Here is a 25,150-nt window from a genome sequence, read left to right as displayed (position 1 = left end):
TTGATCAGCGCCTGTCTTGATCAGCGCTGGTACCTGAGCATCACAACTCTGCCGTCGAACACCTTCGACTCGGCGAGCTCGAGGTCGAAGCGCTTGGGGTGGGAGAAGACGGGCTTGCCGCCGCCGAGCACGACCGGGTGGACGAAGATCAGGTACTCGTCGATCATGTCCCGCTCGGTCAGGCTCGCGGCCAGCGCCGACCCGCCGAAGAGGATCATCCGCTCGTCCGGCAGGTCCGCGGGGTCGTTGAACACGCGGGTGTTCCAGCCGGCCTCGGTGAGCGTCCGCGACACCACGGCCTTGGGCGACTCCCGCCAGATCGGCGCGTACCGCAGCGTGTGCTCGGACTGGTCGAGCTGCTCGGCCTGGGGCCAGAAGAACGACATCATGTCCCAGACCCTGCGCCCGTACAGCAGCGTGTCGGCCTGGCCGGAGAGCTCCAGCGAGTGATCGGACATCTCCGGACCCATCAGCGGCCAGTCGAACTCGCCGTTCGGGCCCTCGATGAAACCGTCCGCGGACTGGTGGACGAAGTGCGTGATCACGACTGCCTCCCGTGGTTTTGCGAAGGTGGACCGTCGTGCTCCGGAAAACTCATCGGAAGGCTGATCCGGAACGTCGAACCCTCGTTCAGCGTGCTGGTCACCGACACCGTGCCGCCGTGCGCCTCGACCAGGTGCCGGGTGATCGCGAGCCCGAGCCCGCTGCCGCCGGTGGTGCGGCTGCGGGACTTGTCCGCGCGCCAGAACCGGTCGAACACGTGCGGCAGGTCCTCCGGCGCGATGCCGGTGCCGGTGTCGCGCACTTCGAGGACGGCGTCGTCCTCGTCCTGGTACAGCCTCACGACGACCTCGCCTCCGGGCGGGGTGTAACGCACGGCGTTGGCGACGAGGTTGCCGAGCGCCTGCCGCAGCCGCACCGGGTCCGCCGTGGCGTGGACCGGTGCGGTTTCGGCGCGCAGCAGGATCTCGCGGTTCTGCTGGGCGTTGACGACCTGGTCCACCACGTCGTCGAGCGCGATCGGCTCGGGGTGGAGCCTGAGGGTGCCCGCGTCGGCCTGGGCGAGGTCGTGCAGGTCGTCCACGAGCCGTTGCAGCAGAAGGGATTCCTCCAGCAGCATGTCGATCAGGTGCGGGTCGGGTTGGGCCAGACCGTCCTGGGTCGCCTCCAGCCAGCCGGTGATGTTGCCCAACGGCGTGCGCAGCTCGTGCGCGACGTCGCTGACCATCGCCTGCCGCTGCCGTTCGGTCTCGGCGAGCTTCTCGGACATCGCGTTGAACGACTTGGCCAGCTCGCCGATCTCGCCCGCGCCACCGTCCACCCGCGCGGTGCGGTCGCCCTCCGCGGTGCGCTTGGTGGCGGCGGTGAGCGCGCGGATCGGCCGCACGAGCTGCGTCGCGGTGAGCCAGGACGCGAACCCGGCGAGCGCGAGAATTCCCAGCGCCACCAACGTGATCCGGTTCGCGCCGGTCGTGGACAGGTCGATCGACAGCGGCTCGCCACCGGTCGGCTCGGTGATGAACGCGTGTGCGTACGGCGCCACCCACGGCCGCAACTGCTCCCGGCGGGCGTTGTCCATGCACTCGACGATCGGCGGGTCCTGGTACTGGACGGCCAGCACCTCCCAGTCCAGCGAGACGGTCCTGTCCTTCGGCGGGGTCAGGTACTTCTCGGGCAACCGGCTCACGCACCCGCTGAACAGCTGGTAGAGCTCTGCGTACGCGGCCTTCTCGGTCAGCGTCAGCTGGTAGAGCCGGTTGCCGACCTCGCAGTCCTCCCAGACCGACAGCTTGCCCGGTTCGTCGGTCGCGAGCCGCGGCCTGCCGTTGGGCGCCTCCACGACGGTGATCTTGTTGTTGCACTGGAGCAGCTGGTCCGCGTACGCGCGCAACGTCCGGTGCTCCTCGCCGGTCAACCGGAACGGCCCGACCGCCCGCGGATCGATCTTGCCCGCGCCCGGCTTCAGCCACGAGTCGACGTTCAGCGGGTCGACGGACACCTTCGGGTTGACGGGCAGCGGTGGCGAGCCGGCGTTGCCGGTGTCGAGCAACTTCTTGCCGTCGCGGTCCGTCAGCGCGATGCGCCGGTTGAACCGCTGCGCCAAACGGTCCACATCGGACTTCGCCTCCGCCCAGGTCCGGTGCGTCGCCGCGAGGTTGAGCAGCTCGTCGTAGATCTGCGCGTCGGTCGCGAGCGCCTCACCCTGCTCCTGCCGGATCGCACCGGTGGTGGCCTGGCTCGCGAGCCACGCGGTCAGGGCGATCGAACAGGCCGCGATCACCACGGAGAACAGGAAGAACCGGACCAGCAGGCTTTTCATACGAGCTTGTACCCGATGCCGTAGACGGTGAGGAGCCGTTCCGGCCGCCGCGGGTCCCGCTCGATCTTGCGGCGCAGCTTCATCATGTGCACGTCGACCGTCCGTGCCGTGATGAACCCGTCCTCCAGCAGCTGCTCGCGCGTGAACACCCGCTGCGGCTGAGCGGCCATCCGCGCCAGCAACCGGAACTCCGCCGGCGTGAGGTTCACCAGCTCGTCCTTGATCCGCACCTCGTGCCTGACGGGGTCGACGACCAGGTCACCGACCTTGAGCACGGTCGCGTTCGTCTCCCGGGCGCGCCCGGTCCTGCGCAGGATCGTCCGCACCCGAGCCACCATCTGCCGCGGCCGGAACGGTTTGGTGATGTAGTCGTCCGCGCCCAGGTCGAAGCCGAGCAGCACGTCGTCCTCAGTTGACCGCGCGGTCAGCAACACGATCGGCACGTCCGACTCGGTCCTGATCGCCCGCATCACGTCAATGCCGTCCACCAACGGCATCATCACGTCCAGCACCAACAGGTCCGGATTCCGCCGCCGCGTCTCGTCGATCGCCGCCCGCCCGTCGTGCACGACCACCACGGAATGCCCGTCGTGCTCGAGGTACCGGCGCACGAGCTCCGCCTGGTGAACGTTGTCCTCGGCGACGAGGATGTGGGCACACACGTCCGCAGTATGCAGGCCTTCACGACAGTCAAGCGGGACGTAAACAGGTTCTTCATCAGTTCCGGCGAGCGTTGCCGTCATGAAGGTGCACCTGGTCCTGGCGTCCGTCGCACTCACCACACTGCTGCTCACGACGTCCCAGCTCGCAGGCGAATCGTCCCCGGCGGCCGCCCCGACCTCGACTCCGCCGCCGTCCGCGGCGTCGTCGTCTTCTGCGGCCCCACCGCCTCCGCCGCGGGTGTACACCTCCAGCGCGGACCTGCCGGACGGCCCGGCCTTCCCCACCTCCGGGGCCGCCACCTTTCACGTCGTTCCCGGCTCAGGCCCGGCCGCCGGCACGGGCCCGCTGCGCACTTACGCCGTCGAGGTCGAAGACGGCGTCACGGTCGACGAACAATCCTTCGCGTCGTTCGTCGACGCCACACTCGCCGACCCGCACGGCTGGACCGCGAAGGGCGAGCGCGCCGTACAACGCGTGGACGGCCCTGCGTCGCTGCACATCAGGCTGACCTCACAACAAACCGCACGTGCCGTCTGCGGCTACGAAATCCCGGTCGACGTCTCGTGCCGCAACGGCAACCTCGTCTTCCTCAGCGCCGCCCGCTGGTTCCGCGGCGCCGTCGCCTACCTGCCCGACCTGACCGCGTACCGGCAGTACATGGTGAACCACGAGGTGGGCCACGCCTTCGGCCAGCCCCACCGCCCGTGCGGCGCGACGGGCGCCCCGGCCCCGGTGATGATGCAGCAGACGTTCAGCGTGTCCAACGACGAGATCGTCCACATCACCAACGGAGTTCCGCAGGGCACCGTCATCCCGCAGGACGGCAAGGTGTGCACGCCGAACCCGTGGCCGTATCCGTGACCTTCCTGGCCACGACCACCGCCGTCGTCTCACCCTCGACCCGGAACACCGGCTCCACCCGCTCGAACACCCGCCGCAACTCGACCACGACATCGGCCCCGCTGAACCCCGCGACCCGGCGGTAGGCCGCCCGCAGGAACCTGGTCGCCCGCGTCTTCTTGGCCAGCCGCACGTCGAACACGAACAGCCGCCCACCCGGTTTCAGCGCGTCCGCGGCGTTCGCAACCGCCGCCGGCACGTCCGGCATGGCGCTGAACGCCCCCAACGCCACCGCCGCGTCGAACTCCGCAGCCCCGTGATCGGTGTCGCACGCATCAGCCTGGCGCACCTCGACGTTCGGCCACCTCCGCGCCCGCTTCCTGGCCACTGCCACCATCCGCGGACTGACGTCCATCGCGACCACACGCCCTTGCGCCCCAACGGCTTGCGCGAGCGCCGGCAGCAACGCCCCGGTGCCGCACCCGATGTCGAGCACCGCCTCGCCCGGCCGCAACGCCAGCTCGTCGATCGCGAGCCGGTTGAGCGTCCCGGAGAACCGGTCGAGCACCCGGTAGTAGGTGAGCGCGGCAAAGTCCCAAAGCTGCATGGCATCCCCCTCTTTTGCAATGCGAACGCATCGTAACCTGGCTGTGCGTAGAATGCAATGCGATCGCATTGGAGTAGACGTGCCGAAGCAGGTAGACCACGACGAACGCCGCCGCGAAATCGGCGATGCCGTGTGCCGGGTGATGGCCGCCCGAGGCCTGGACGCCGTGAGCCTGCGCCACGTGGCCGCCGAGGCAGGCGTGTCCATGGGCCGCGTCCAGCACTACTTCGCGACCAAGGACGACATGCTCCTGTTCGCGTTCCGCCAGATCAGCGACCGCGTGGCCCAACGACTGGGCGCGGTGCGCTCCGACGACCCGCGAACCCACCTGCGCGCCTTGCTCCTGGAACTCCTGCCGCTGACCCCAGCGGCCCGCGCGGAGGCCCCCGTCCTCGCCGCCTTCCTGGCCCATGCGGTCGTCGAGCCGCGCCTGGCCGAGCCCTTGCGCGAGGGCGGCCCGCGGATGACGGCGTTCGTGGCAAGCCTCATCGCCCAGGTGCGTCCCGACGGTGACGCGGAACGGGACGCGATGGCGCTGCTGGCGTTCGTCGACGGCCTGATGCTGCAGATGCTGACCGGCCAAGTGGACGCAAGTGCGGCGGTGGAGCTTGTAGATCATCAACTGGATCGTGTGTTCACAACCTGACGGCATGGACGTGAACACGAGACTGCTGCGGTACTTCGCCGCCATCGGCGAGAAGGGCAACCCCACGCGCGAACGCAGCCGGGCTGGCAGGCCAAAAGTGAGGCCGCTGACCCGGTCTTGCAGGTCAACGGCGACTTTCCCGGCTAGCGCCCCCCCGAAGGCCTTCTGCCAGTCCATGGCGGACATGCTGTCGACGGCGTCGGTACTCGACAGGTGTCCCGGACCCCACGATCCGGGACACCTGTCCGTTTACCCGTGTTCCACCAGTCGTGTCACCGACGTCGTCCCTGACAACGCGTCCATTGCCCTGAGCCGGCGGCAGGCCAACGCCGACTCCGGACTGGATGCCGTGATTGGACAACCAGGTCGGCATGTCCTCGACTGGCCCACCACTGGTGAGGAGATGGAGGCACTACGATCGGCTTGCGCCGGATCGAGCCTGCGCAGGCGTTGTCAACGCTCAGCACTCCACGTTCACCAGTTTTGCCAGAGTGTTAGATGGGAAAGACCTGCTGTCCCAGGCCCAGAGATGTACGCGGCTGCCGTTTTCGAAGTAGATCGTGAAAGGGTTGCCGTGTGACTGGGCCCAGCCGAAATAGTCGTTGAGGCCACTCCACCCGCATTTCTCGATGTTCCAGGTGTCTCCGGTCGCCTTGGAGACGCAGGCCCTACCGTAGTCACATTTGTTCGACCAGTATTGGGGTTGAACGTCGGCTGCGGAAGCCACGCCGGGGCCGCCGACAAGCGCCGTCATCCCCAGAACGGCGGCCAGCGCCGCACGACCCGTGAACCTTGTGATCGAACGCGATTGCGTACCAGACAAAACCGTTCCCCCAGTTTCGAAACAAGAACGTCATGGCGAATGTGGACACTGCATCCGCGACGGTCACCGACGTGGCACCCGGTACGGCACCAGCGTTCCAGACCTGCATTGCTCGAGACTTTCACGAAGGTTGCGTGGCGGTCGAGAGTTGTCCGAGCAGGGCGCGGTCCCTGCTCGCACCGTGGTCACCTGCATACGGAAGTGGTGAAGTGCGTGGGGAACCCACGGCAACGACATCAGAAGATGAGTTCTCAGGTGATGTTTTCAGTCTCAAGGGTGACTGGAACCGCCAAGCGCCCCCAGCCCTTGACGGCCTTTACTCTGTCATGAGTGCCACGTTGTGTCAATTGCTCTGGCTGTATTTAGTGGGCGTTTAGCGCGGCAGTCTTCAATTTTGGTAGGATTCGCGGCCCAGTGAGAACTGTTTTCCGTGTAGCGGAACGTGGCGCCTTCTGGCGCGATGCTGATCGTGCCCAGTGGCTCCCGCGTGACTCCGACCCTGATCGTCGCCGGCTACGGCTTGTCGACGATGCTCCTTGTTGTGCTCACGCTCCGCTTGTGCGGGGAGGGCGGACCGGGTGTCGCACTCGCGTTCGTCGACGGCCTCGGGATCACTCTCCTGTTGCGACCCCTTGGCCTCACGTGTGGCTTCACAAACGGGGATTGACATCGAGAACGAAGAAGGCCTCTGACCTGTCGATGCAGGTCAGAGGCCGTTCTGTGGAGCGCCCCCGGCAGGATTCGAACCTGCGACCTCGGGATTAGAAGTCCCTCGCTCTCTCCACTGAGCTACGGAGGCTTGAGGAGACCAGGCGGCCACGATGTGTGGTCGCCGGAGCCCCCACCGGACACATCGTCCGGAGTCGATCGTCTGTTTCTGCCCTACGTCCGAACGGGTGATAAAAACGCCCTAAACGTGACGCGTATCACTTCGACGGGGCCGTGGAGGCTCTCTGAATGAGCGAGACGTCGAGTCTGGTTGGCCGGGGCGGTCTGCCTCCGGCCAGTAATTTCAGGGCCAGTTCGCCTGCGCGGCGGCCCTTGTCGGCCAGGGGTTGACGGACAGTAGTCAACGGCGGGTCGCTGTAGGCCGCTTCGGGGACGTCGTCGAAGCCGACGACGGAGACGTCGCCGGGGACGGTCAGGCCCAGATCGCGGGCCGCCTGCAGGCAGCCGAAGGCCAGTTGGTCCGACGCGCACAGCAGTGCGCTCGGGCGCGGCGTGCGGGTGAGGAGCCACCGCGCGCCGAGACGTCCGAGTTCGCGATCACTGCCGCGGGTCTCCCACACCGGAACATTGTCCGGTTTCACCCCGGCTTTTTCCAAAGTGTCGAGGTAGCCGCCCAGTCGGTCTCGGCTCACGCGGAACGGCACGTCCGAACGGCGCTCGGGGGACACGGGTCCGGATGCTCCGTCCGGGCGCAGTGCGAACATCAGCACGCCGAAACGGGTGTGGCCCAGGCTGAGCAGGTGTGACGCGGCCAGCGACGCGCCGACGGCGTCCTGCACCTCCACCCGCGCCGAGTCCGGCAGCACCGGCTGGTCGATCACGACCAGGGGGAGTCGGCGGGCCGCGACCGCGTCCAGTGCGGGGGCGGAGTCCGGCAGCGAGTAGGCCACCATCACGTCCGCTTGCGCGCGCGCCACGATCGAGGGGCGTGGACCGCCGGTGGAGTCGCCGGGCATCAGGACCAAGCTGTGGTCGTGGCCGTCCACGGTCGAGGCCAGGCCGTCGAGCACGATCGACAGCGCCGGATCGGAGAACGCGCCGGACAGGCCCTGCGGCAGCATGAAGCCCACGGCCGCTGACGAGCGTGTGGCCAGTGAGCGGGCAACGGGATCTGGGCCTGCATAGCCCAGAGAGCGCGCCGTCTCGAGGATGCGTTCGCGCAATGACGACGACAGCTGGTCGGGCCGGTTGTACGCGTTCGACACCGTGGCCCTGGAAACCCCGACCGCGGCGGCGACGGTGTCCAGCGTCGGCCTGCGTCGGCGATCGGAGTCCACGGACAGCATCGTAGGCGAGAGATCGGACCCAAACCGCTGGCACGACTGAAGCGCTTCAGTCATGCTGGGAGGCATGTCCCCACGCCTGGCCACGTTCGTCGTCTTCCTGTTGAACGGCGCCGTCTTCGGCACCTGGGCCGCCCGCGTGCCCGCACTCGCCGAGCAGGTCGGCGCCGAACCCGGCAGCCTCGGGCTGGCACTGCTCGGAGGCAGCGTCGGCCTGGCCCTGACGGCACCGTTGGCGGCACGGATCTGTGCTGTTCACGGGTCGCGCAAGGTGCTGATAGCGAGCAGCCTCCTCAGTCCGCTCCTTCTGCCCGTGCTCGCGTTGTCGCGGTCACCGGTGCAGCTCGGGCTGATCCTCATCGCGCTGGGGGCGAGCGTCGCCGCGTTGGACGTGTCGATGAACATCGCCGCGGTCGTCGTCGTCCGCGATCTGCAACGGCCGTTGATGCCGCAGTTCCACGCGGGCTTCAGCTTCGGCGGCCTCTTCGGGTCGTTGGGCAGCGCCGCCGCCGCTCAGGCGCACTGGACGCCCATGCAGCACTTCCTCACGGCAGCACTGGCCGGCGTCGTCGTTACGGCGCTCATCGCGAAGAGCGTCCCCGGAGGATTAGGGGAGCGCCATAGGGAAGAGGTCACCGAGCGCACCAATGTGCTCAAGAGCCCGGTCCTCTGGCTGTTGGCGAGCATCGCGCTGTGCAGTGCAATCGCGGAAGGGGCGGCGGCGGACTGGTCGGCGTTGTTCATGGTGCGTGAACGCGGTATGGGTGACGCGGCGGGTGCATACGCCTATGCGGGCTTCTCCGTCGCGATGGCGCTTGCACGGTGGTTCGGCGAACCGATCCAACGCGCGCTCGGCCCGCACCGCCTCCTCGCCACGGGCGGCGGTCTCGCGGCAACGGGCCTGACGCTCGCGGTCGCGGTGCCGTTGCCGGCGGCCGGCTACCTCGGGTTCGGCCTGGCCGGTCTGGGGCTGGCGTTCTCGTTCCCCGTGGTCATGGACCTCGCCAGCGACACCGGCAAACGTGCGGACGGCAGCGGCGGCGAACGCGAGCTGGGACTCGTGACGACGATCGCCTACACGGGGTTCCTCGCGGGGCCGCCGATCGTCGGCGGGCTGGCGCACGTGAGCTCTCTGGTGGTGTCCCTCGGGTTCGTGGCGCTGGTCACCGCGCTGATCATCCCGGCGACCTGGATGGCGAGGCGCCAACGTCTCACACGGCGCGTTTCCCGAGGGTCGTAGGCTCCTGGACGTGGCAATTGAACGCTCCACCAGAACGGGACTGGTGCCCCTCGTCGTCATCGGCTTCGCGGTGGCGGCACTCGCCGCCGTCGGGCTGAGCGCGCTCTCGGGCAACCCTCCGGCTGGGCTGTTGGTCGTGCGGGTGCTGACCGAGACCGGCGCGGTGGTGACCATCGGCTCGTTGCTGCTGGCGGCGTTCCTCGTGCCACCGCAGAAGTCCGGCACTCTCGCAGCCGACGGCTACGCCGCGATGCGCACAGCCGGGTGGTTTGCGCTCGTGTGGCTCGTGGGCGCTGTGCTGTCCGTGCCGTTCAACACGGCGGCTGCGATCGACCGGCCGGTCGACTCGTTCACCTTCAGGCAGATGATCGCGACGGCGATGCTGCTGGAGCAGTCGAAGGCGTGGATGCTGACGGCGATCATCGTGGCCTTGCTCGCGCTGGGCTGCCGTCTGGTGCTGTCGTGGGGATGGACGGCGGTCCTGCTGTTCCTGGCTGTCTTCGCGCTGGTGCCGGTCGCGGTCACCGGCCACTCGTCGTCGGGCGGCTCGCACGACATGGCGACGAACAGTCTGCTGTTCCACCTCATCGCCGCCGTGTTGTGGGTCGGTGGCCTCATCGCGTTGCTCGCGCACGGCAGGCGTGGCGGTGCTCATCTGCCCCTCGCCGCCGCGCGGTTCTCCAGGCTGGCGCTGGTCTGCTGGATCGTCATGGCCGTCTCGGGTGTGGTGAACGCGCTCGTGCGCGTCACACCGGTCGACCTCGTGACGTCGACCTACGGCTGGCTGACGCTCGGCAAGGTGGCCTGTCTGCTGCTGCTCGGCGCGTTCGGCTACTTCCAGCGCGAACGCGGGGTGAAGGGCGTCGCCGACGGCAGGCCGCAGGCGTTGCTCAAGCTCGCGGGCCTCGAAGTCCTGCTGATGATGTTCACCATCGGGCTCGCCGTGGCGCTGGCCCGCACGCCTCCGCCGAGTGGCACCCTCGAACTGCCCAGCCGCACGGAGATCGCCATCGGCTACGACCTCGACGGGCCTCCGACGCTGGCGCGCATCCTGTTCGACTGGCGGTTCGACCTGATCTACGGCACGGTCGCGCTGGCGCTCGCCCTGTTCTACGTGCTGGGCGTGCGCAGGCTCGTCAAGCGCGGTGACACCTGGCCGGTCGGCCGGACCGCCGCGTGGTTGTGCGGCTGTTTCGCGCTGCTCTTCGCGACGTCGTCGGGCATGGGCCGGTACTCGCCGGCGATGTTCAGCGTCCACATGGAAGCGCACATGGTGTTGTCCATGCTGACGCCGATCCTGTTCGTCCTGGGCGGACCGGTCACGCTGGCGTTGCGCGCGTTGCCGGTCAACAAGGAGGTGCCGGGGCCACGAGAGTGGGTGCTGGCGTTCGTGCACTCACCGGTCGCGCGTGTGCTGACGAACCCCTTTGTGGCGCTGGCGTTGTTCGTCGGTTCGTTCTACGCCCTGTACTTCTCGGGGCTGTTCGCGGTCGCGTTGTCGTTCCACTGGGCGCACCTCGCGATGAACGCCCACTTCATCCTCGCCGGGTACGTCTTCTACTGGCCGGTGATCGGCGTGGACCCCGCACCGAACAAGCTGCCGCCGCTCGGCCGGTTGGGGCTCTTGTTCGCGTCGATTCCGTTTCACGCGTTCTTCGGTGTCGTGCTGATGAGCTCGCAGACGGTCATCGGCGAACAGTTCTACCGCGGGCTGGCGTTGCCGTGGGTGCAGAACCTGTTGGAGGACCAGCGACTCGGCGGCGGCATCGCGTGGGCGGCGGGGGAGGTCCCGTTGCTGGTGGTGATGGTCGCCCTGCTCGCGCAGTGGGCGCGGCAGGACACCCGCGAGGCCAAGCGGTTGGACCGCAAGGCCGACGCCGATGGCGACGCCGACCTCGAGGCCTACAACGCGATGCTCCGGAAGATGGCCGGAAAGGACTAGATCGACAGCGGCCGGCGGAACCCGCGGATCGCCATGAACGCGCCGACGACCGCGATCGCGCCGCTCGTGACCAGCGCGCCGACCACTCCGGTGACCGGGTGGGCGAGCGCCAGGCTGCGGGCGGCGTCGACCGCGTAGGTCAGCGGGTTGATCTTGGCGATCGCCTGCAGCCAGCCGGGCAGACCGCCCACCGGCACGAACGCGCTGGACGCGAACATCAGCGGGAACATCGCCAGGAAGCCGACGGTCTGCATCAGCTCCGCCTTGCGCACCCAGGCGGCGATCGCGATGAACACCCAGCTCAGCGCCCATCCGACGACCAGCGCGAGGCCGAGCGCGGCAAGCGTGCCGAGCATGCCGCCGTCGGGCCTGAACCCGAACACCAGCACGCCGAACGTGATCATCAGCAGCAGCTGGAACGCGGTCCGCACGGCGTCGGACAGGTTGCGCGCCAGCAGAACCGTGCTCGGGCGGATGGGCAGTGAACGGAACCGTGCGAGCACACCGTTCGACATGTCCTGCACGAGTCCGATGCCGGATGCGAGAGAGGACTGCATCGCGGTGTTCACGAGGATCGCCGGCAGCAGGAAGTTGATGTAGGTCATGCCCGGCGGGAAGTTCGCCGTCGACGTGATGCTGCTGAAGATCTGGCTGAACAGCGTCAGCATGATCAACGGCTGCAGCACGCTGAAGAAGACGAGTGCGGGCGTGCGCAACAACGCTCTGAGTGAACGGCCGGTCAGCACGAGAACCTGTGTCGGGTAGCTGCTTCCGTGCCAGGTCAAGGTCGCCATGGTTCCCCCTAGTTCGCGGCGAGAGTGAGGTAGACGTCGTCCAAAGTGGGCTCGGCGAGGCCGATTTCGTGCGCCTCCAAGCCGTTGTCGTCCAACGCGCGCACGACCGTTGCGAGGTCGCGTGACGCGTTGACGGGCGTGGTGAGCGTGAGGCCCTCGGCGACGGGGTGGAGCCCCACCGCGTTGATGGCTTTCAGCGCCGTGTCCACATCGGACGCCGAGTCGAGCGTGACGGTCACCGTGCGCTGGCCGACCTGCGCCTTGAGCTCGGCCGAGGTGCCGGACGCGACGACCTTGCCGTGGGACAGCACGGTGATCGTGTCGGCGAGCCGGTCGGCCTCGTCCAGGTACTGCGTCGTGAGCAGCACGGTGGTGCCGTCGGCGACGAGCTTCTCGACGATCTCCCACATCGCCAGGCGGCTGGCCGGGTCGAGACCGGTGGTCGGCTCGTCCAGGAACAGCACCTCGGGGCTGCCGACCAGGCTGGCGGCGAGGTCGAGACGGCGCCGCATGCCGCCGGAGTAGGTCTTGGCGTTGCGCTTGGCGGCGTCGGTGAGGTCGAACTGCTCCAGCAGGTCGTCGGCGCGCTGGTGGGCCTGCTTGCGGCTGGCGCCGAGCAGGCGGGCGATCAGCACGAGGTTGTCGTGGCCGCTGAGCTGCTCGTCCACGGCGGCGAACTGGCCGGTCAGGCCGATTCTGCTGCGGACCTCGTGGCTCTGCTTCACGACGTCGAACCCGGCGACCCGCGCGCTGCCACCGGAGGGCGGCAGCATCGTGGTGAGGATGTTGACGAGTGTGGTCTTGCCGGCGCCGTTGTGGCCCAGAAGGCCGAGAACGGAACCCTTCTTCGCAGCGACGCTGACGCCGTCGAGGGCGTGCACGTCACCGAACCTCTTGCTCACCTCGGTGGCTTCGATCATGAGCTCAGACATGTGCTCCCCCTGATTTGAGTGCTCCGTGCAGGAACAGTTCGACGAGCTGCGGAGCTTCGACGGTCGTGTCGCCGAAACCCTTGCCCTGCAGGCGGTTGGTGAAGACGAAACCGAGCAGCAGGCGGGCGGCGTGCTCGGCGGTCGTGCGCATCTCGGCGTCACCGAAGATCCCCGCGACGGCGTTGGAGATCCGCTGCATGCCGACGGGCGGACCCTTGTGCTTCTCGTGGTCGTCCTGGCTGGGCTGCCAGCCGGACTCGCGCAGGGCGCCCATGACGCCCCACATGCGGTCGAGGTAGCCGAGCACCGACTCGACCGCCACGACCAGACGTTCCTCCAACGGCAGGTCTGCCGGGATCGCGCTGATGGCGGCGACTTCGTCGTCGGAGAGCAGCGCTCGCTGGATCACCGCGTTGAGCAGCTCGGCCTTGTCCTTGAAGACGCGGAACACCGTGCCTTCCGCGATGCCGGCCGCGGTGGCGATCTGGCTGGTGGTGACGTTCGCGCCGGTCTTCACGACGAGCGGCAGCGTGGCCTGGACGATCGCTTCACGGCGATCTTCCGGGCTCATCGCGGGGGCGCGGCGGCGGCGTGGTTCCTCTGACACGTCCGCAACTGTATGAGTGAGTCCTCACTCATGTCAATGAGTGGGCGCTCACTCACTCGCCTGGCTCGAGTGCCGCCCTAGCACACAGGTCCGACAATTTCGCGGTTCGAGGCGCTTCAAGATCGCGACCTGTCCACAACCCGCGAGTAATCCACAGATCCCCGTCCACCCCGCCCGCCCGACCCCCTCCCCGGAGCAACCTGGACCGGCACCCCGCAACCCTGGAGGCGAACCGATGTCCTGGAATTCCACCGTGATCACCGTTGTTGGCACTGTCACCAGCGACGTCACGTACAAGCACGGCGAGGACGGCAAGACGAACGCGTACTTCCGCGTCGTGTCCACCGAGCGCCGCTACAACACGTCGATCGGCGACTGGGAGGACGGCGAGTCGGTGTGGCTGGGCGTCTCGTGCTGGCGCAAGCTCGCCGACAGCGTGAAGACCACGCTGTCCAAAGGTGATCCGGTGATCGTCCAGGGCAAGCTGCGCATGCGTTATTACGAGCAGGACAACGTCAAGCGATCATCGGTCAGCCTCGACGCGTTGCACGTCGGGTTGGACTTGAGCCGGGTGCAGTCACTGGGCTCGGCTCCGGTCGTTGAACCGCGGGTCGGGGAAGATCTCGCCGAGGAAGCCGTCCCGTTCTAGTTCGTTCCTGCGCCGTTCGGGGCAAACGAACACCGGGAGTTCCCGAACCCGCCCGATCCGGCAGCGCCGCCGGTGAAGATGTACGCACTGCGATCCACGAAGGAGGGAAGCTCGTAGGTCGGGGCCGCTGAGGACCGATCGCCGAGGGTCGTTCACGTTCGAATGGAACGGGCTGGTCACCAAGCCGCGTGACGCTCGTTCCGAGGGTGAACGCGCGCTTGTCGGCGACCGAGGTCAGGAGCCTCTGAGCACCGCTCTACGATCGCCGCCATGGCCGAGTTCATCTACACCATGAAAAAGGTGCGCAAGGCGCACGGTGACAAGGTCATCCTCGATGACGTCACGATCATGTTCTACCCCGGCGCGAAGATCGGTGTGGTCGGTCCCAACGGCGCCGGCAAGTCGAGCGTGCTCAAGATCATGGCGGGGTTGGACACACCGGGCAACGGTGAGGCCTACCTGTCCCCCGGTTACACGGTGGGCATCCTCCAGCAGGAACCGCCGCTCAACGAGGAGAAGACCGTCCTCGGCAACGTCCAGGAGGGCCTGGGCGAGATCAAGGTGAAGCTCGACCGCTTCAACGAGATCGCCGAGCTGATGGCGACCGACTACTCCGACGAGCTGATGGAGGAGATGGGCAAGCTCCAGGAGGAGCTCGACCACGCGAACGCGTGGGACCTCGACTCCCAGCTGGAGCAGGCGATGGACGCCCTGCGCTGCCCGCCGCCGGACGCCGACGTCACCAAGCTCTCCGGTGGTGAGCGCCGCCGTGTCGCGCTGTGCAAGCTGCTGCTGAGCAAGCCCGACCTGCTGCTGCTCGACGAGCCCACCAACCACCTGGACGCGGAGAGCGTCCTGTGGCTGGAGCAGCACCTCGCGCAGTACCCCGGCGCCGTGCTCGCCGTGACCCACGACCGGTACTTCCTCGACAACCTGGCCGAGTGGATCCTCGAGCTCGACCGCGGCAAGGCCCACCCCTACGAGGGCAACTACTCCACCTACCTGGAGAAGAAGGCCGAGCGCCTCGCGGTGCAGGGCAAGAAGGACCAGAAGCTGCAGAAGCGCCTCAAGGACGAGCTGGAGTGGGTGCGCTCCGGCGCCAAGGCCCGCCAGGCCAAGTCGAAGGCGCGTCTCGACCGCTACGAGGAGATGGCGGCCGAGGCGGAGAAGACCCGCAAGCTCGACTTCGAGGAGATCCAGATCCCGCCGGGCCCGCGTCTGGGCAACGTCGTGGTCGAGGTCGACAAGCTGAAGAAGGGCTTCGGCGAGCGGGTGCTGATCGACAACCTGTCGTTCACCTTGCCGCGCAACGGCATCGTCGGCGTCATCGGCCCGAACGGCGTCGGCAAGACGACGCTGTTCAAGACCATCGTCGGTCTCGAGCAGCCCGACGCCGGCACCGTGAAGGTCGGCGAGACGGTGCTGCTGTCGTACGTCGACCAGAACCGCGGCGGCATCGACCCGAAGAAGAACGTGTGGGAGGTCGTGTCCGGCGGACTCGACTACATCCACGTCGGCAACGTCGAGATGCCGTCGCGCGCGTACGTCAGCGCGTTCGGCTTCAAGGGCCCGGACCAGCAGAAGCCCGCGGGCGTGCTGTCCGGTGGTGAGCGCAACCGCCTGAACCTCGCGCTCACGCTCAAGCAGGGCGGAAACCTGATCCTGCTGGACGAGCCGACGAACGACCTCGACGTCGAGACCCTGGGCTCGCTGGAGAACGCTCTCGAGCAGTTCCCCGGCTGCGCCGTCGTGATCTCCCACGACCGGTGGTTCCTCGACCGCGTCGCCACGCACATCCTCGCGTGGGAAGGCACGGACGAGAACCCGTCGCAGTGGTACTGGTTCGAGGGCAACTTCGAAGGTTACGAAAAGAACAAGATCGAGCGCCTGGGTGCCGAAGCGGCCCGTCCGCACCGTGTCACGTATCGCAAGTTGACACGGGACTGAGAGGGCAACGGCGACGTCGTGGCGGCGAGGGGCGAGACGCAGGCGGACGTCGAGGTGAGCACGCTGGTCGTGCCCGCCTGGCGGCTGCGTTGGCGAGCACCGGAGCTCGCTCTGGTGCTGGGTGAGCGCGCACTTGCGCTCGCCTCCGCCCGTCATGACGAAGCCGACCGGCTCCGCGCCGAGTCGTTGGTGGTCTTCGCGGGCAACCGCGTGGGCCGCGGCGTCCGCATCGCCGACCGGGCGATCGACGCGCTGAAGGCGGCCGAGGCCGCCGGTGAGCACGAGACCGCGTGGCTGCTGCGGGTGGAACTCGCGGCGTGCGCGCGGTCCGTGGGCGCGCCGCTGACGGGCTTCGCCGCGGTGACGCCCGTGCTGGAAGCGCCGGACGTGCCCGCGGAGCTGCGAGCTTCCGCTCTGGTGCAGGCCAGCGAATGCCTGGTCACGGTCGGCCGCGGCGACGAGCCCACCAGGGCGCTCGCCGAGGCGGACCAGCTCTACGTCGCCGACACGACGCTCGACGAGGACACCCGCCTGCTCCTGCGCGGCCTGATCCGCGCGGTCCAGGCAGCCCAGCACCGTCGCTGGGGCGACATCGCGGCCGCCATCGGTACCGCACGGGAAGGCCTCGACCTGCTCGGCAGGTTCGCCGACCCGTCGGCGGACAGCGGCCAGGGCGTCGGCCGGCTCACGCTGGAGCTGGTGCTGTCGCTCATGGACGCCAACCGACTCCTCGACGCGAGCGAAGTCGGCGCCCCGTTGCTCGACCGTCCGGTGCGCGCTCCGTCCGCCTCCACCACGGGCTGGTTGCGCCTCGCTCTCGCGACGCGCGTCCACCTCCCCGCTGGCCGCGTCGCGCTCGCCCGCGAAATGCTGCGCGACGCCGCGGCCAGCGCCGAACGCCACCAGCTCGACACCCTTCTCGCGGAAAGCCTGCTCGCGCTCGCGCATGTGCACGAGGTGTCCGGCGAGCTGGCCGACGCGCTGACGAACCTGCGCTCCGCCCACGCCGCCGAACGCCGCAGGGCCCGCGCCGTCTACGCGGTGCGCGCCCGCCTCGCCGCCGAGTTCTCCGGCGTCCACCGCCAGCCCGCCGATCTGCACCAGCAGCTGGCGAGCCTGCTCCGCCCGGTCGAGGGCATGCAGGTGGTGACCGACGGCGTGCTGTCCGCCGCCCTGAAGCAACAACTGCGCCAGTGGCGCCCGGTCCAGGTCCGCAAGGGCGACGGCCTGAAGGTCAAGCGCGTGCGCCGAGCTGCCGAAGACATGACCGTGGAGGGTCTGTCCGCGGCACGCCAACATGCCGCCGATCGCTGGCGCATGGTCCAGCCGTTCGGCGAGCCCGACGACAAAACCCCGGAACCCTTGGAACTCCCACCCCCACCCCAGCCTTCTTCCGACCGCACCGTCCCGGCCTCCGGCCTGATCGCCTCGGCAGGCGCCATGGTGAGCGGCCGCCGCCGCGCGGCCCGCGTGGCCGCGGGCGAGATCGACGAGGACCAGCCCACCACCCCCGCCGAGCCGTCCACCGCCCCTGAGCCGCAGCTCACGCCGGACCAGGAACGCAAGCGCAAGGTCGAACAGCAGCTGATGGAGCTGCAGCGCGAGGCCCGCCGCCAGATCGAGGCCGAACGCCAGGCCCGCGCCGAACAACGCGCCCAGGCAGAACGCGAAGCCGCCGAGGAGGCCGCCCGCCAGGCCGCCGCCCGCGAGCAAGCGGCCCGCGAGGAGGCCGCGCGCCAAGCTCTCGCCCGTGAGGAAGCCGCGCGGCAGGCCGCCGCCCGTGAGGAGGCCGCGCGGCAGGAAGCCGCCCGCCAGGCCGCTGAACGAGAAGCCGCCGAACGCGAAGCCGCAGCCCGTGAGGTGGCAGCCCGTGAAGCGCCCGCCCGCGAAGAAGCGCCGAGATCCCAGCCGGAAAGCGTCCTGGACATGCTCAAGGCCCAGGGCCTGCGCGCAGGCGGCCGCCGCCGAGCCCCGGACGCCGAAACTTCCGCGGACTCCCCGTCGTGGCGGGTGGAACCTCCGTCCCGCCTGCGCCAGGACGACACCCCGCAATCCCCGGCGGCGCAGAGCTACTACGCCGGCGCGGACCAGGAGTCCCCGAACTACTCCGCCGACCCGAGCGCCGGGGAACGAGCGTCCCGCCCAGGCCTGTCCGCGGCGTTCAACCGCGCCCCGGCGGCCCCCGACTTCGGCCCGCACCTGGACGACCCGGCCCCGGCCTACCCGCTGTACACCCCGGCCGCGGGCTTCCCGGCAGCCCCGGCCGATCCCGACGAGCGCAAGCTCCCGGACGGCGACTACAGCGGCGTCGACTTCAACGCCTCCCGCTGGTCGACGGCGTCGATCCCGACACCGCCCACTCCCGCGGAGCACCCGGACCCGAAACCCGACCCGGACCCGGAGCCCAAGCCGCTCCCGCCCATCCCGGACCCGATCCCGTCGGTGCCCACCCCCGACGAGATCCCGCAGCCGCCGGAGCCGGACCTGCTGTCGAGCACGTTCCTGAGCTCCGCGGACGTGGAACCGGAGGACGACACCTCGAACCTCCCCACCACCCCGGTCCGCGTGAACCCGCTCCAGGACCAGCCGGGCTTCGGCAGCCCGGCCGGTCCGGGCACGCAGCAGGGGTTCGGCACTCAAACCGGGTTCGGCACGCAGCCGAGTTTTGGGAATCAGACCGGTTTCGGCAGCCAGCCGACCTTCGGCACCCAGGCGAACTTCGGCACGCAGCCGACCTTCGGCACCCAACCCGACCCGTCCACGCCGGTCGGTCCGGCGAGCGACACCGGATTCGGCCGGCCCGCCACCACCAGCACACCCGACCAGGAGAGCAAGCCGGATCCGGCGGGGTGGGCCAACTTCGAGATCGGGCCGGACTTCGACGTCGACCCGATCGTGCGGATGTCGACGGGCCCGACGGCCGACCCGGCCACCCGGCCCGACTACGCCGAACCGTCAGGCCCGGGCACCTCGTCGCAGCCCACCGCCACGCCCGCCGACTCCAGCCCCGGTGCGGACTTCGGCCCGGGCAGGCCATCCGAGTCCGGCGGCCTCGTCGAGTTCGGCTCGGCCATGTTCTCCGGCTCCGGCACCGGTACGGGGTTCGGCTCAGGCACGCCGTCCGACCCCGGCGCCGCAGCCGGGTCCGGATCGGCCGCGTCCTCCGACTCCGGCACGGACTTCCGCTTCGGCGAGGACATGTCGGCTGGTTCCGGCGCTGCCACGTCCGCTCATTCCGGTGCTGGGACCGACTCGCCGGGTTCTGCCACCCAGCCCGCCTCCACGCCGCAGTACGACTTCTTCGCCACGGAGCCGGAGCAGGCTGTCCAGCAGGACTCCGCGCAGCTCGGCGCCGACCAACCCTCCACGGCCGAGGACGAGGCCGGCGCGCGGACAGGGCGACCGAGCAGCCGGCGCAAGCCGAGCGACCTGAGTCTCGCCGACCTGCTCGCGGAAGCGCTCGTCGCCTACGAGACCGGGCGCCGTTCGGACGAGGAGCGGTTCGAGGCCGCCGACCTGGCTGTTCCGGAGCTGTCCGGCGCGTCGGACCAGAACGCCGAAACCCCGCGGCCGGAGAACACGGACTCGGTCTTCAACCCCGGGCCAGAGCCCGGAGCTGACTCCCTCTTTCGGACCGGTGAGTCCTTCGGTTCGCCGACCTGGGCATCGGAGTTCGCGCCGACGCCGAGCTCGCCGCACGAACCAGCACCGGACGCGCGGCCCGCGGATTCCTACTTCCTTCCGGAACAGCCGTCTGCGACGCCGCCGGGTCCGGAGACCCCGGAGGAGAAGACCGGGCCGATCGTTCCGGTCGGCGCGCCGGACAGCGAGACCACCGGGCCCATCCGTCCCGTGACGGGGGACGGTCCTCCCGGTTGGACGCTGCCCGGAGTGTGAGGTCCGGCACGTGCGAGCGTGCCGTTTTCCCGGTTCGGCGATCGCCGGGCCCATGATCGGATGTGTCGCAGGACAAGCCTGGTCGCCCTCGGGGCGGCCGGGTGCGTCCACGATGCGGAATGCGTTGGAACCACTGATGATGTGACTCGATTCAGCCCTCGATTCAGTGGTCCGTCAGTGCCCCTCCCGTTGCCGGTGACGGCCACCTGCCCATCTAGGGTGGGGTCGGACCCGGCACACAGAGGTGCCGGATAGCGTGGAGTCGCCTGAAGATGACCTCGACTGGAGCCCCGACCCGTATCGACGACGCCTCCGCGGCCCCGACCGCGGACGGTGGAAGTCGACCGGCCAGTCCTGAGCAGGTCCGTGACGAGCTGATCGAACGGGCCGCCGCCAATGCCCCCGAACTCGCTGATCTGATCCGCCTCTTCTACCGGCACGTGCCCGCCGAGGAAGTCAACGAAGACGACCCGGTGGACCTGGTCGGAGCGGTGCGGTCGAACTACGAGCTTGCCGCGAGCCGCGTTCCCGGACGCGCCGCCGTGCGCATTCTCAACCCGACACGGGCCACCGACGGGTGGCAGTGTCCGGTCACCGTGGTCCAGGTGGTGACGGACGACATGCCGTACCTCGTGGACTCGGTCGCTTCCGAGCTCACCCGTGGTGGCGTGCAGGTGCAGCGCGTTGTGCACCCCATCGTCGTCGTGCGCCGTGACCCGGTGACCGGTGAGCGCATCGAGGTGTTGCCCACCGCCGACCCGGCCGATCCGCCCGCCGACGCACTGGCGGAGTCGTGGATGAACATCGAGGTCGACCTCCTCACGGACCCCGATCGGGCCCGTGAGCTGGAGACCCGGCTGCTGACGGTGCTGACCGACGTCCGCGAGGTCGTCGAGGACACCGATCGCATGATCACCACGGCGACGCAGCTCGCGGAGCAGCTGGAGAAGGACTCGTCCGAGGCCACCACGGACGCCGCGAAGCTGCTCAGGTGGCTCGCGGACGGGCATTTCACGTTCATGGGCTACCGGCAGTACGAGCTGGTGCAGGAGGACGGCGAACCGGCGCTGCGGGCGGTGCTCGCGAGTGGTCTCGGCGTGCTGCGCCAGGACAGCCTCGCCGCGCGCAGCCTCACGGCGGGACCGGACAACGGCGCGCAGGCGCTCAGCCCCGAGCTGCTCGTGCTGACGCAGGCGAGTGCGCAGAGCAGCGTGCACCGCAGCGTCTACCCCTACTACGTGGGCGTGAAGACCTTCGACTCCGAGGGCAAGGTCTCCGGCGAGCACCGGTTCCTCGGCATCTTCAGCACCACGGCGCTGCACGAGGACGTGCTCGACATCCCGGTGATCGAGCGCCGGGTGCGCGACGTGATCCACCGGGCCGGCTTCCCGCTGCAGTCCTACTCGGGACAGCGGATGCTCGAGGTGATCCAGAACTACCCGCGCACCGAGCTGTTCTCGGTCGACGCGGACACGCTCTACCAGACCACGACGGGTGTCATCGCCCTCGCGGAACGGCGGCGGTTGCGGCTGTTCCTGCGGCGCGACCCGTACGGCCGCTTCTTCTCGTGCCTGGTCTACCTGCCGCGCGACCGCTACACGACGACGAGCCGCCTCGCGATGCAGGAGGTGCTGCTCGCCGAGCTCGGCGGCCTGAACCTCGAGTACAGCGCGCGGATCGGCGAGTCGGCGCTCGCCCGCGTGCACTTCATGGTGCACACGGACCCGTCGCGCACGCTGGAGCCGGACACCAACGCGATCCAGCAGAAGCTCGCCGAGGCCGTCCGCAGCTGGGACGACCGCATGGTCGAGGCCGTCGTCGGCGACAGCTTCGAGCTGGGTGCCGAGTCGGCGACTGAGCAGGGCCAGCGGTTCGCGTCGGTCTTCCCGGAGGCCTACAAGGAGGACTTCCCGGCGAGCACCGGCCTCGAGGACTACCGGCGCATCGAGGCGCTCGCCGAGGGCGACCTCGACATGGTGTTCTACGTGCCGGAGAACGCCGAGGCGGGGGAGCGGCGGTTCAAGCTCTTCGTGACCGGCGACGGCATCACGTTGTCCGACGTGCTGCCGATGCTGCAGCGCATGGGCGTGATCGTGGTCGACGAGCGGCCGTACGAGATCGCGCGCGAGGACGGCGTGCAGTGCTGGATCTACGACTTCGGCCTGCGCATCGACCAGAAGTCGCTCGAACAGCTGTCGGAGTCCGACCTCGAGAACGTGCGGGTGCGGTTCCAGGACGCGTTCGCCGCCGTCTGGCGCGGTGAGGCCGAGGTCGACCGCTTCAACTCGCTGGTGCTGCAGGCCGGGCTCACCTGGCAGCAGGCCGCGATGCTGCGCGCGTACGCGAAGTACCTGCGGCAGGCGGGCACGCCGTACTCCCAGGACTACATCGAGGACGCGGTGCTCGGTCACACGAGCGTGGCGATCGCGCTGGTCGCGTTGTTCGAGGCCCGGTTCGACCCGCGGCTCGACGACCACACGCGCGCCGACCGCACCGAGACGATGGCCACCGAGATCGGCAAGCTGATCGACGACGTGACGAGCCTCGACGCGGACCGGATCCTGCGCAGCCTGCTCACGCTGATCAACGCCACGCTGCGGACGAACTACTTCTTCCGCGACGCCGACGGCAACGCCCGGCCGTACCTGTCGGTCAAGCTCGACCCGCAGGCGATCCCGGACCTGCCGCTGCCGCGGCCGAAGTTCGAGATCTTCGTGTACTCGCCGCGCGTCGAGGGCGTGCACCTGCGGTTCGGCTCGGTCGCACGCGGTGGTCTGCGCTGGTCGGACCGTCGCGAGGACTTCCGCACGGAGATCCTCGGCCTGGTCAAGGCGCAGGCGGTCAAGAACGCGGTGATCGTGCCGGTCGGTGCCAAGGGCGGCTTCGTCGTCAAGCGTCCGATCCCGGCGACCGGTGACCCCGGCATCGACCGCGAGAACTTCATGTCCGAGGGCATCGCCTGCTACAAGATGTTCATCTCGGGCCTGCTCGACCTCACCGACAACCTGATCAACAACGAGGTCGTGCCCGCGCCGCAGGTCGTGCGCTACGACGGCGACGACACGTACCTGGTCGTGGCCGCGGACAAGGGCACCGCGACGTTCTCCGACATCGCCAACGGCGTGAGCCAGAGCTACGGCTTCTGGCTGGGCGACGCGTTCGCCTCCGGTGGCTCGATCGGCTACGACCACAAGGCCATGGGCATCACGGCCAAGGGCGCGTGGGAGAGCGTGAAGCGGTCGTTCCGCGAGCTCGGCCTGGACACGCAGACCGAGGAGTTCACCGTCGTCGGCATCGGCGACATGTCCGGTGACGTGTTCGGCAACGGCATGATGCTGTCCGAGCACATCCGGCTCGTGGCCGCGTTCGACCACCGGCACATCTTCATCGACCCGAACCCGGTCGCGGCGACGTCGTTCGCCGAGCGCGTGCGGCTGTTCAACGTGCCGCGCTCGTCGTGGGACGACTACGACCGCTCGCTGATCAGCGAGGGCGGTGGCATCTTCCCGCTCACGGCGAAGTCGATCCCGATCTCCGAGCAGGCCCGCGTCGCGCTGGGGCTGCCCGAGGGCGTGGAGAAGCTGTCGCCGCCGGAGCTGAAGAAGGCCATCCTGCTCGCGCCGGTCGACCTGCTCTGGAACGGCGGCATCGGCACCTACGTCAAGGCGTCGACCGAGTCGCACGCCGACGTCGGCGACAAGGCCAACGACGCGATTCGCGTCAACGGCGCCGACCTGCGGGTCAAGGTCGTCGGCGAGGGAGGCAACCTCGGCCTCACCCAGCGCGGCCGCATCGAGTTCGCGCGCACCGGCGGCAAGGTCAACACCGACGCGCTCGACAACTCCGCCGGTGTCGACTGCTCCGACCACGAGGTCAACATCAAGATCCTGCTGGACCACCTGGTCCGGGAGGGGTCGCTGGAGCAGCAGCAGCGCAACGAGGTCCTCGGCGAGATGACCGACGAGGTCGGCGAGCTCGTGCTGGCCGACAACTACTCGCAGAACAACGTCCTCGGCGTCAGCCGGGCGCACGCCGTCCCGATGCTCTCGGTGCACGCGCGTCTGGTCGCGGACCTCGAGGAGCGCGGTGCTCTCGACCGTCAGCTGGAGGCGCTGCCGAGCGCGGCGGAGTTCAAGGCGCTGGAGAAGAACGGTCAGGGCCTCACCTCGCCGGAGCTCGCCACGCTGCTCGCGTTCACCAAGCTCACGTTGAAGGAAGAGCTGCTCGCGAGCGACATCCCGACGATCGACACGTTCAAGAACAAGCTGCCGGACTACTTCCCGACGCTGCTGCGCGAACGTTTCGGCGCGGCCATCCCGAACCACCCGCTGGCGAAGCAGATCATCACGACGGTGGTCGTCAACGAGGTGGTCGACGGCGGTGGCGTGTCCTACGCGTTCCGCCTGGCCGAGGAGATGAGCGCGTCGGCGACCGACGCGGTCCGCGCCTACGCCGTGGTCACCGAGGTCTTCGACCTGCGGACGATCTGGCGTGAGATCCAGGAGCTGGACAACGTGGTGGCGACGGAGGTCCAGGACAACATGGTCCTGGAGACCCGCCGGCTGCTCGACCGCGCGTCGCGCTGGCTGCTGTCGAACCGGCCGCAGCCGATCGCTGTGGGCTCGACCATCAACCGCTTCCGCAAGGTGGTCTCCGAGCTCAGCCCGTCTGCCCTGGACCTGTTGCAGGGCAAGGAGTACGACGTGGTCGCCGGCAAGGCGGACCGCTACGTCGAACAGGGCGTCCCGGCGGAGCTGGCCCGCAAGGTCGCGGCGCTGCTGTACATGTACGGCCTGCTCGACGTCACCGAGATCGCCGAGCTGGCCGAACGCGAGATCGGCCCGGCCGGTGGCATGGGTCCTGAGCGCTCGCACCGGGAGACCGCCGAGCTGTACTTCGCGCTGTCCGACCACCTCGACATCGACCACATGCTGGACTCGGTGACGAGCCTGGAACGCGGCAACCGCTGGCACGCCCTGGCCCGCCTGGCTCTCCGCGACGACTTCTACTCGTCGCTGCGGGCCATCACCCTCGACGTGCTGAGGGCGAGCGACCTGGACGACACGGCGAGCGAGAAGATCACCAAGTGGGAGCAGGCCAACGCCTCCCGCCTGGCTCGTTCGCGCGGTGCGCTGGAGGAGATCAACCGGGTGCACCAGCTGGACCTGGCCACCCTGTCCGTCGCCGCACGTCAGGTGCGGAGCATGGTCAGGTAGTGCGGAAGAGCTGGA

16 protein-coding genes and 1 tRNA gene are annotated in these 25,150 nt (G+C 68.9%); 8 read left to right on the top strand and 9 right to left on the bottom strand.

The features are described from left to right. Positions 1-20: 20 nt before the first annotated feature. The 3 genes from ABZV40_RS18040 to ABZV40_RS18030 are packed head-to-tail and all read right to left on the bottom strand — an operon-like array spanning position 21 to position 2,982. Complete coding sequence (locus tag ABZV40_RS18040; protein WP_355442175.1) at positions 21-545, bottom strand: dihydrofolate reductase family protein; 525 nt, start codon at positions 543-545, stop codon at positions 21-23. Further along, positions 542-2,320 (bottom strand): HAMP domain-containing sensor histidine kinase, encoded by a 1,779-nt coding sequence (locus ABZV40_RS18035; protein WP_355442172.1) that lies wholly within the window; start codon positions 2,318-2,320, stop codon positions 542-544. Before ABZV40_RS18035 ends, ABZV40_RS18040 begins: the two co-directional genes overlap by 4 nt. Next, positions 2,317-2,982, bottom strand: coding sequence for a response regulator transcription factor (locus ABZV40_RS18030; RefSeq protein WP_355442170.1), 666 nt, complete (start codon positions 2,980-2,982; stop codon positions 2,317-2,319). The genes ABZV40_RS18035 and ABZV40_RS18030 overlap by 4 nt, the downstream gene beginning before the upstream one ends. Before the next feature lie 79 nt (positions 2,983-3,061). Here ABZV40_RS18030 and ABZV40_RS18025 point away from each other — a divergent pair, with 79 nt between their 5' ends. Continuing rightward, positions 3,062-3,844 (top strand): DUF3152 domain-containing protein, encoded by a 783-nt coding sequence (locus tag ABZV40_RS18025; protein WP_355442167.1) that lies wholly within the window; start codon positions 3,062-3,064, stop codon positions 3,842-3,844. Here the strand turns inward: ABZV40_RS18025 and ABZV40_RS18020 are convergent. Beyond that, a complete protein-coding gene (locus ABZV40_RS18020) occupies positions 3,792-4,430 on the bottom strand; it encodes a class I SAM-dependent methyltransferase (protein WP_355442164.1) in 639 nt (212 codons plus the stop codon). The genes ABZV40_RS18025 and ABZV40_RS18020 overlap by 53 nt on opposite strands. A 79-nt stretch (positions 4,431-4,509) precedes the next feature. On the opposite strand from ABZV40_RS18020, the gene ABZV40_RS18015 reads away from it, so the two are divergent. After that, complete coding sequence (locus tag ABZV40_RS18015) at positions 4,510-5,076, top strand: TetR/AcrR family transcriptional regulator (protein ID WP_355442161.1); 567 nt, start codon at positions 4,510-4,512, stop codon at positions 5,074-5,076. 1,549 nt (positions 5,077-6,625) lie between these two features. On the opposite strand, the gene ABZV40_RS18010 is transcribed toward ABZV40_RS18015, so the two are convergent. Continuing rightward, positions 6,626-6,698, bottom strand: a tRNA-Arg gene (locus tag ABZV40_RS18010). Between the two features lie 127 nt (positions 6,699-6,825). Next, positions 6,826-7,905 carry a LacI family DNA-binding transcriptional regulator gene (locus ABZV40_RS18005; protein WP_355442158.1) on the bottom strand — a complete coding sequence of 360 codons (1,080 nt, stop codon included), beginning with the start codon at positions 7,903-7,905 and terminating at the stop codon, positions 6,826-6,828. A 73-nt stretch (positions 7,906-7,978) separates the two neighbouring features. On the opposite strand from ABZV40_RS18005, the gene ABZV40_RS18000 reads away from it, so the two are divergent. Together ABZV40_RS18000 and ABZV40_RS17995 are read left to right on the top strand one after the other, a co-directional pair. Continuing rightward, positions 7,979-9,151, top strand: coding sequence for an MFS transporter (locus ABZV40_RS18000; protein ID WP_355442155.1), 1,173 nt, complete (start codon positions 7,979-7,981; stop codon positions 9,149-9,151). A 10-nt stretch (positions 9,152-9,161) separates the two neighbouring features. After that, entirely contained in the window at positions 9,162-11,093 is a 1,932-nt protein-coding gene (locus ABZV40_RS17995; protein ID WP_355442152.1) for a cytochrome c oxidase assembly protein, read from the top strand. Here the strand turns inward: ABZV40_RS17995 and ABZV40_RS17990 are convergent. The 3 genes from ABZV40_RS17990 to ABZV40_RS17980 are packed head-to-tail and all read right to left on the bottom strand — an operon-like array spanning position 11,090 to position 13,426. Continuing rightward, complete coding sequence (locus ABZV40_RS17990) at positions 11,090-11,887, bottom strand: ABC transporter permease (protein WP_355442150.1); 798 nt, start codon at positions 11,885-11,887, stop codon at positions 11,090-11,092. The two genes, ABZV40_RS17995 and ABZV40_RS17990, sit on opposite strands and share 4 nt — an antisense overlap. Before the next feature lie 8 nt (positions 11,888-11,895). Next, a complete protein-coding gene (locus ABZV40_RS17985) occupies positions 11,896-12,819 on the bottom strand; it encodes an ATP-binding cassette domain-containing protein (RefSeq protein ID WP_355442148.1) in 924 nt (307 codons plus the stop codon). Further along, entirely contained in the window at positions 12,812-13,426 is a 615-nt protein-coding gene (locus ABZV40_RS17980; protein ID WP_355442145.1) for a TetR/AcrR family transcriptional regulator, read from the bottom strand. Before ABZV40_RS17980 ends, ABZV40_RS17985 begins: the two co-directional genes overlap by 8 nt. A gap of 253 nt (positions 13,427-13,679) precedes the next feature. On the opposite strand from ABZV40_RS17980, the gene ssb reads away from it, so the two are divergent. The 4 genes from ssb (at position 13,680) to ABZV40_RS17960 (ending at position 25,135) form a co-directional block, all read left to right on the top strand. Further along, positions 13,680-14,075: a single-stranded DNA-binding protein gene (ssb, locus tag ABZV40_RS17975; protein WP_355442142.1), complete on the top strand. Its 396-nt coding sequence runs from the start codon at positions 13,680-13,682 to the stop codon at positions 14,073-14,075. A 270-nt stretch (positions 14,076-14,345) separates the two neighbouring features. Beyond that, the gene (gene ettA / locus ABZV40_RS17970; protein WP_355442139.1) at positions 14,346-16,022 is read left to right on the top strand and encodes an energy-dependent translational throttle protein EttA; all 1,677 of its coding nucleotides are present in this window, start codon (positions 14,346-14,348) and stop codon (positions 16,020-16,022) included. 18 nt (positions 16,023-16,040) lie between these two features. After that, positions 16,041-19,919, top strand: coding sequence for a hypothetical protein (locus ABZV40_RS17965; protein WP_355442136.1), 3,879 nt, complete (start codon positions 16,041-16,043; stop codon positions 19,917-19,919). A gap of 272 nt (positions 19,920-20,191) precedes the next feature. Further along, entirely contained in the window at positions 20,192-25,135 is a 4,944-nt protein-coding gene (locus ABZV40_RS17960; protein WP_355442134.1) for an NAD-glutamate dehydrogenase, read from the top strand. The last annotated feature ends 15 nt before the right edge of the window (positions 25,136-25,150 follow it).

It is taken from the genome of Lentzea sp. NPDC004782, assembly GCF_040609115.1.
Taxonomy (GTDB): Bacteria; Actinomycetota; Actinomycetes; order Mycobacteriales; family Pseudonocardiaceae; genus Lentzea.
Note: the sequence above shows the minus strand (reverse complement) of the source record. Positions and strands in the feature narration are given on the sequence as shown.

Bases quoted from the DNA above. Each gene is read 5' to 3' on its own strand.
- ABZV40_RS18020 (WP_355442164.1), bottom strand. From the start codon at position 4,430: ATGCAGCTTTGGGACTTTGCCGCGCTCACCTACTACCGGGTGCTCGAC.
- ABZV40_RS17990 (WP_355442150.1), bottom strand. From the start codon at position 11,887: ATGGCGACCTTGACCTGGCACGGAAGCAGCTACCCGACACAGGTTCTC.
- ABZV40_RS18025 (WP_355442167.1), top strand. From the start codon at position 3,062: ATGAAGGTGCACCTGGTCCTGGCGTCCGTCGCACTCACCACACTGCTG.
- ettA (WP_355442139.1), top strand. From the start codon at position 14,346: ATGGCCGAGTTCATCTACACCATGAAAAAGGTGCGCAAGGCGCACGGT.
- ABZV40_RS18035 (WP_355442172.1), bottom strand. From the start codon at position 2,320: ATGAAAAGCCTGCTGGTCCGGTTCTTCCTGTTCTCCGTGGTGATCGCG.
- ABZV40_RS17960 (WP_355442134.1), top strand. From the start codon at position 20,192: ATGACCTCGACTGGAGCCCCGACCCGTATCGACGACGCCTCCGCGGCC.
- ABZV40_RS18000 (WP_355442155.1), top strand. From the start codon at position 7,979: ATGTCCCCACGCCTGGCCACGTTCGTCGTCTTCCTGTTGAACGGCGCC.
- ABZV40_RS17985 (WP_355442148.1), bottom strand. From the start codon at position 12,819: ATGTCTGAGCTCATGATCGAAGCCACCGAGGTGAGCAAGAGGTTCGGT.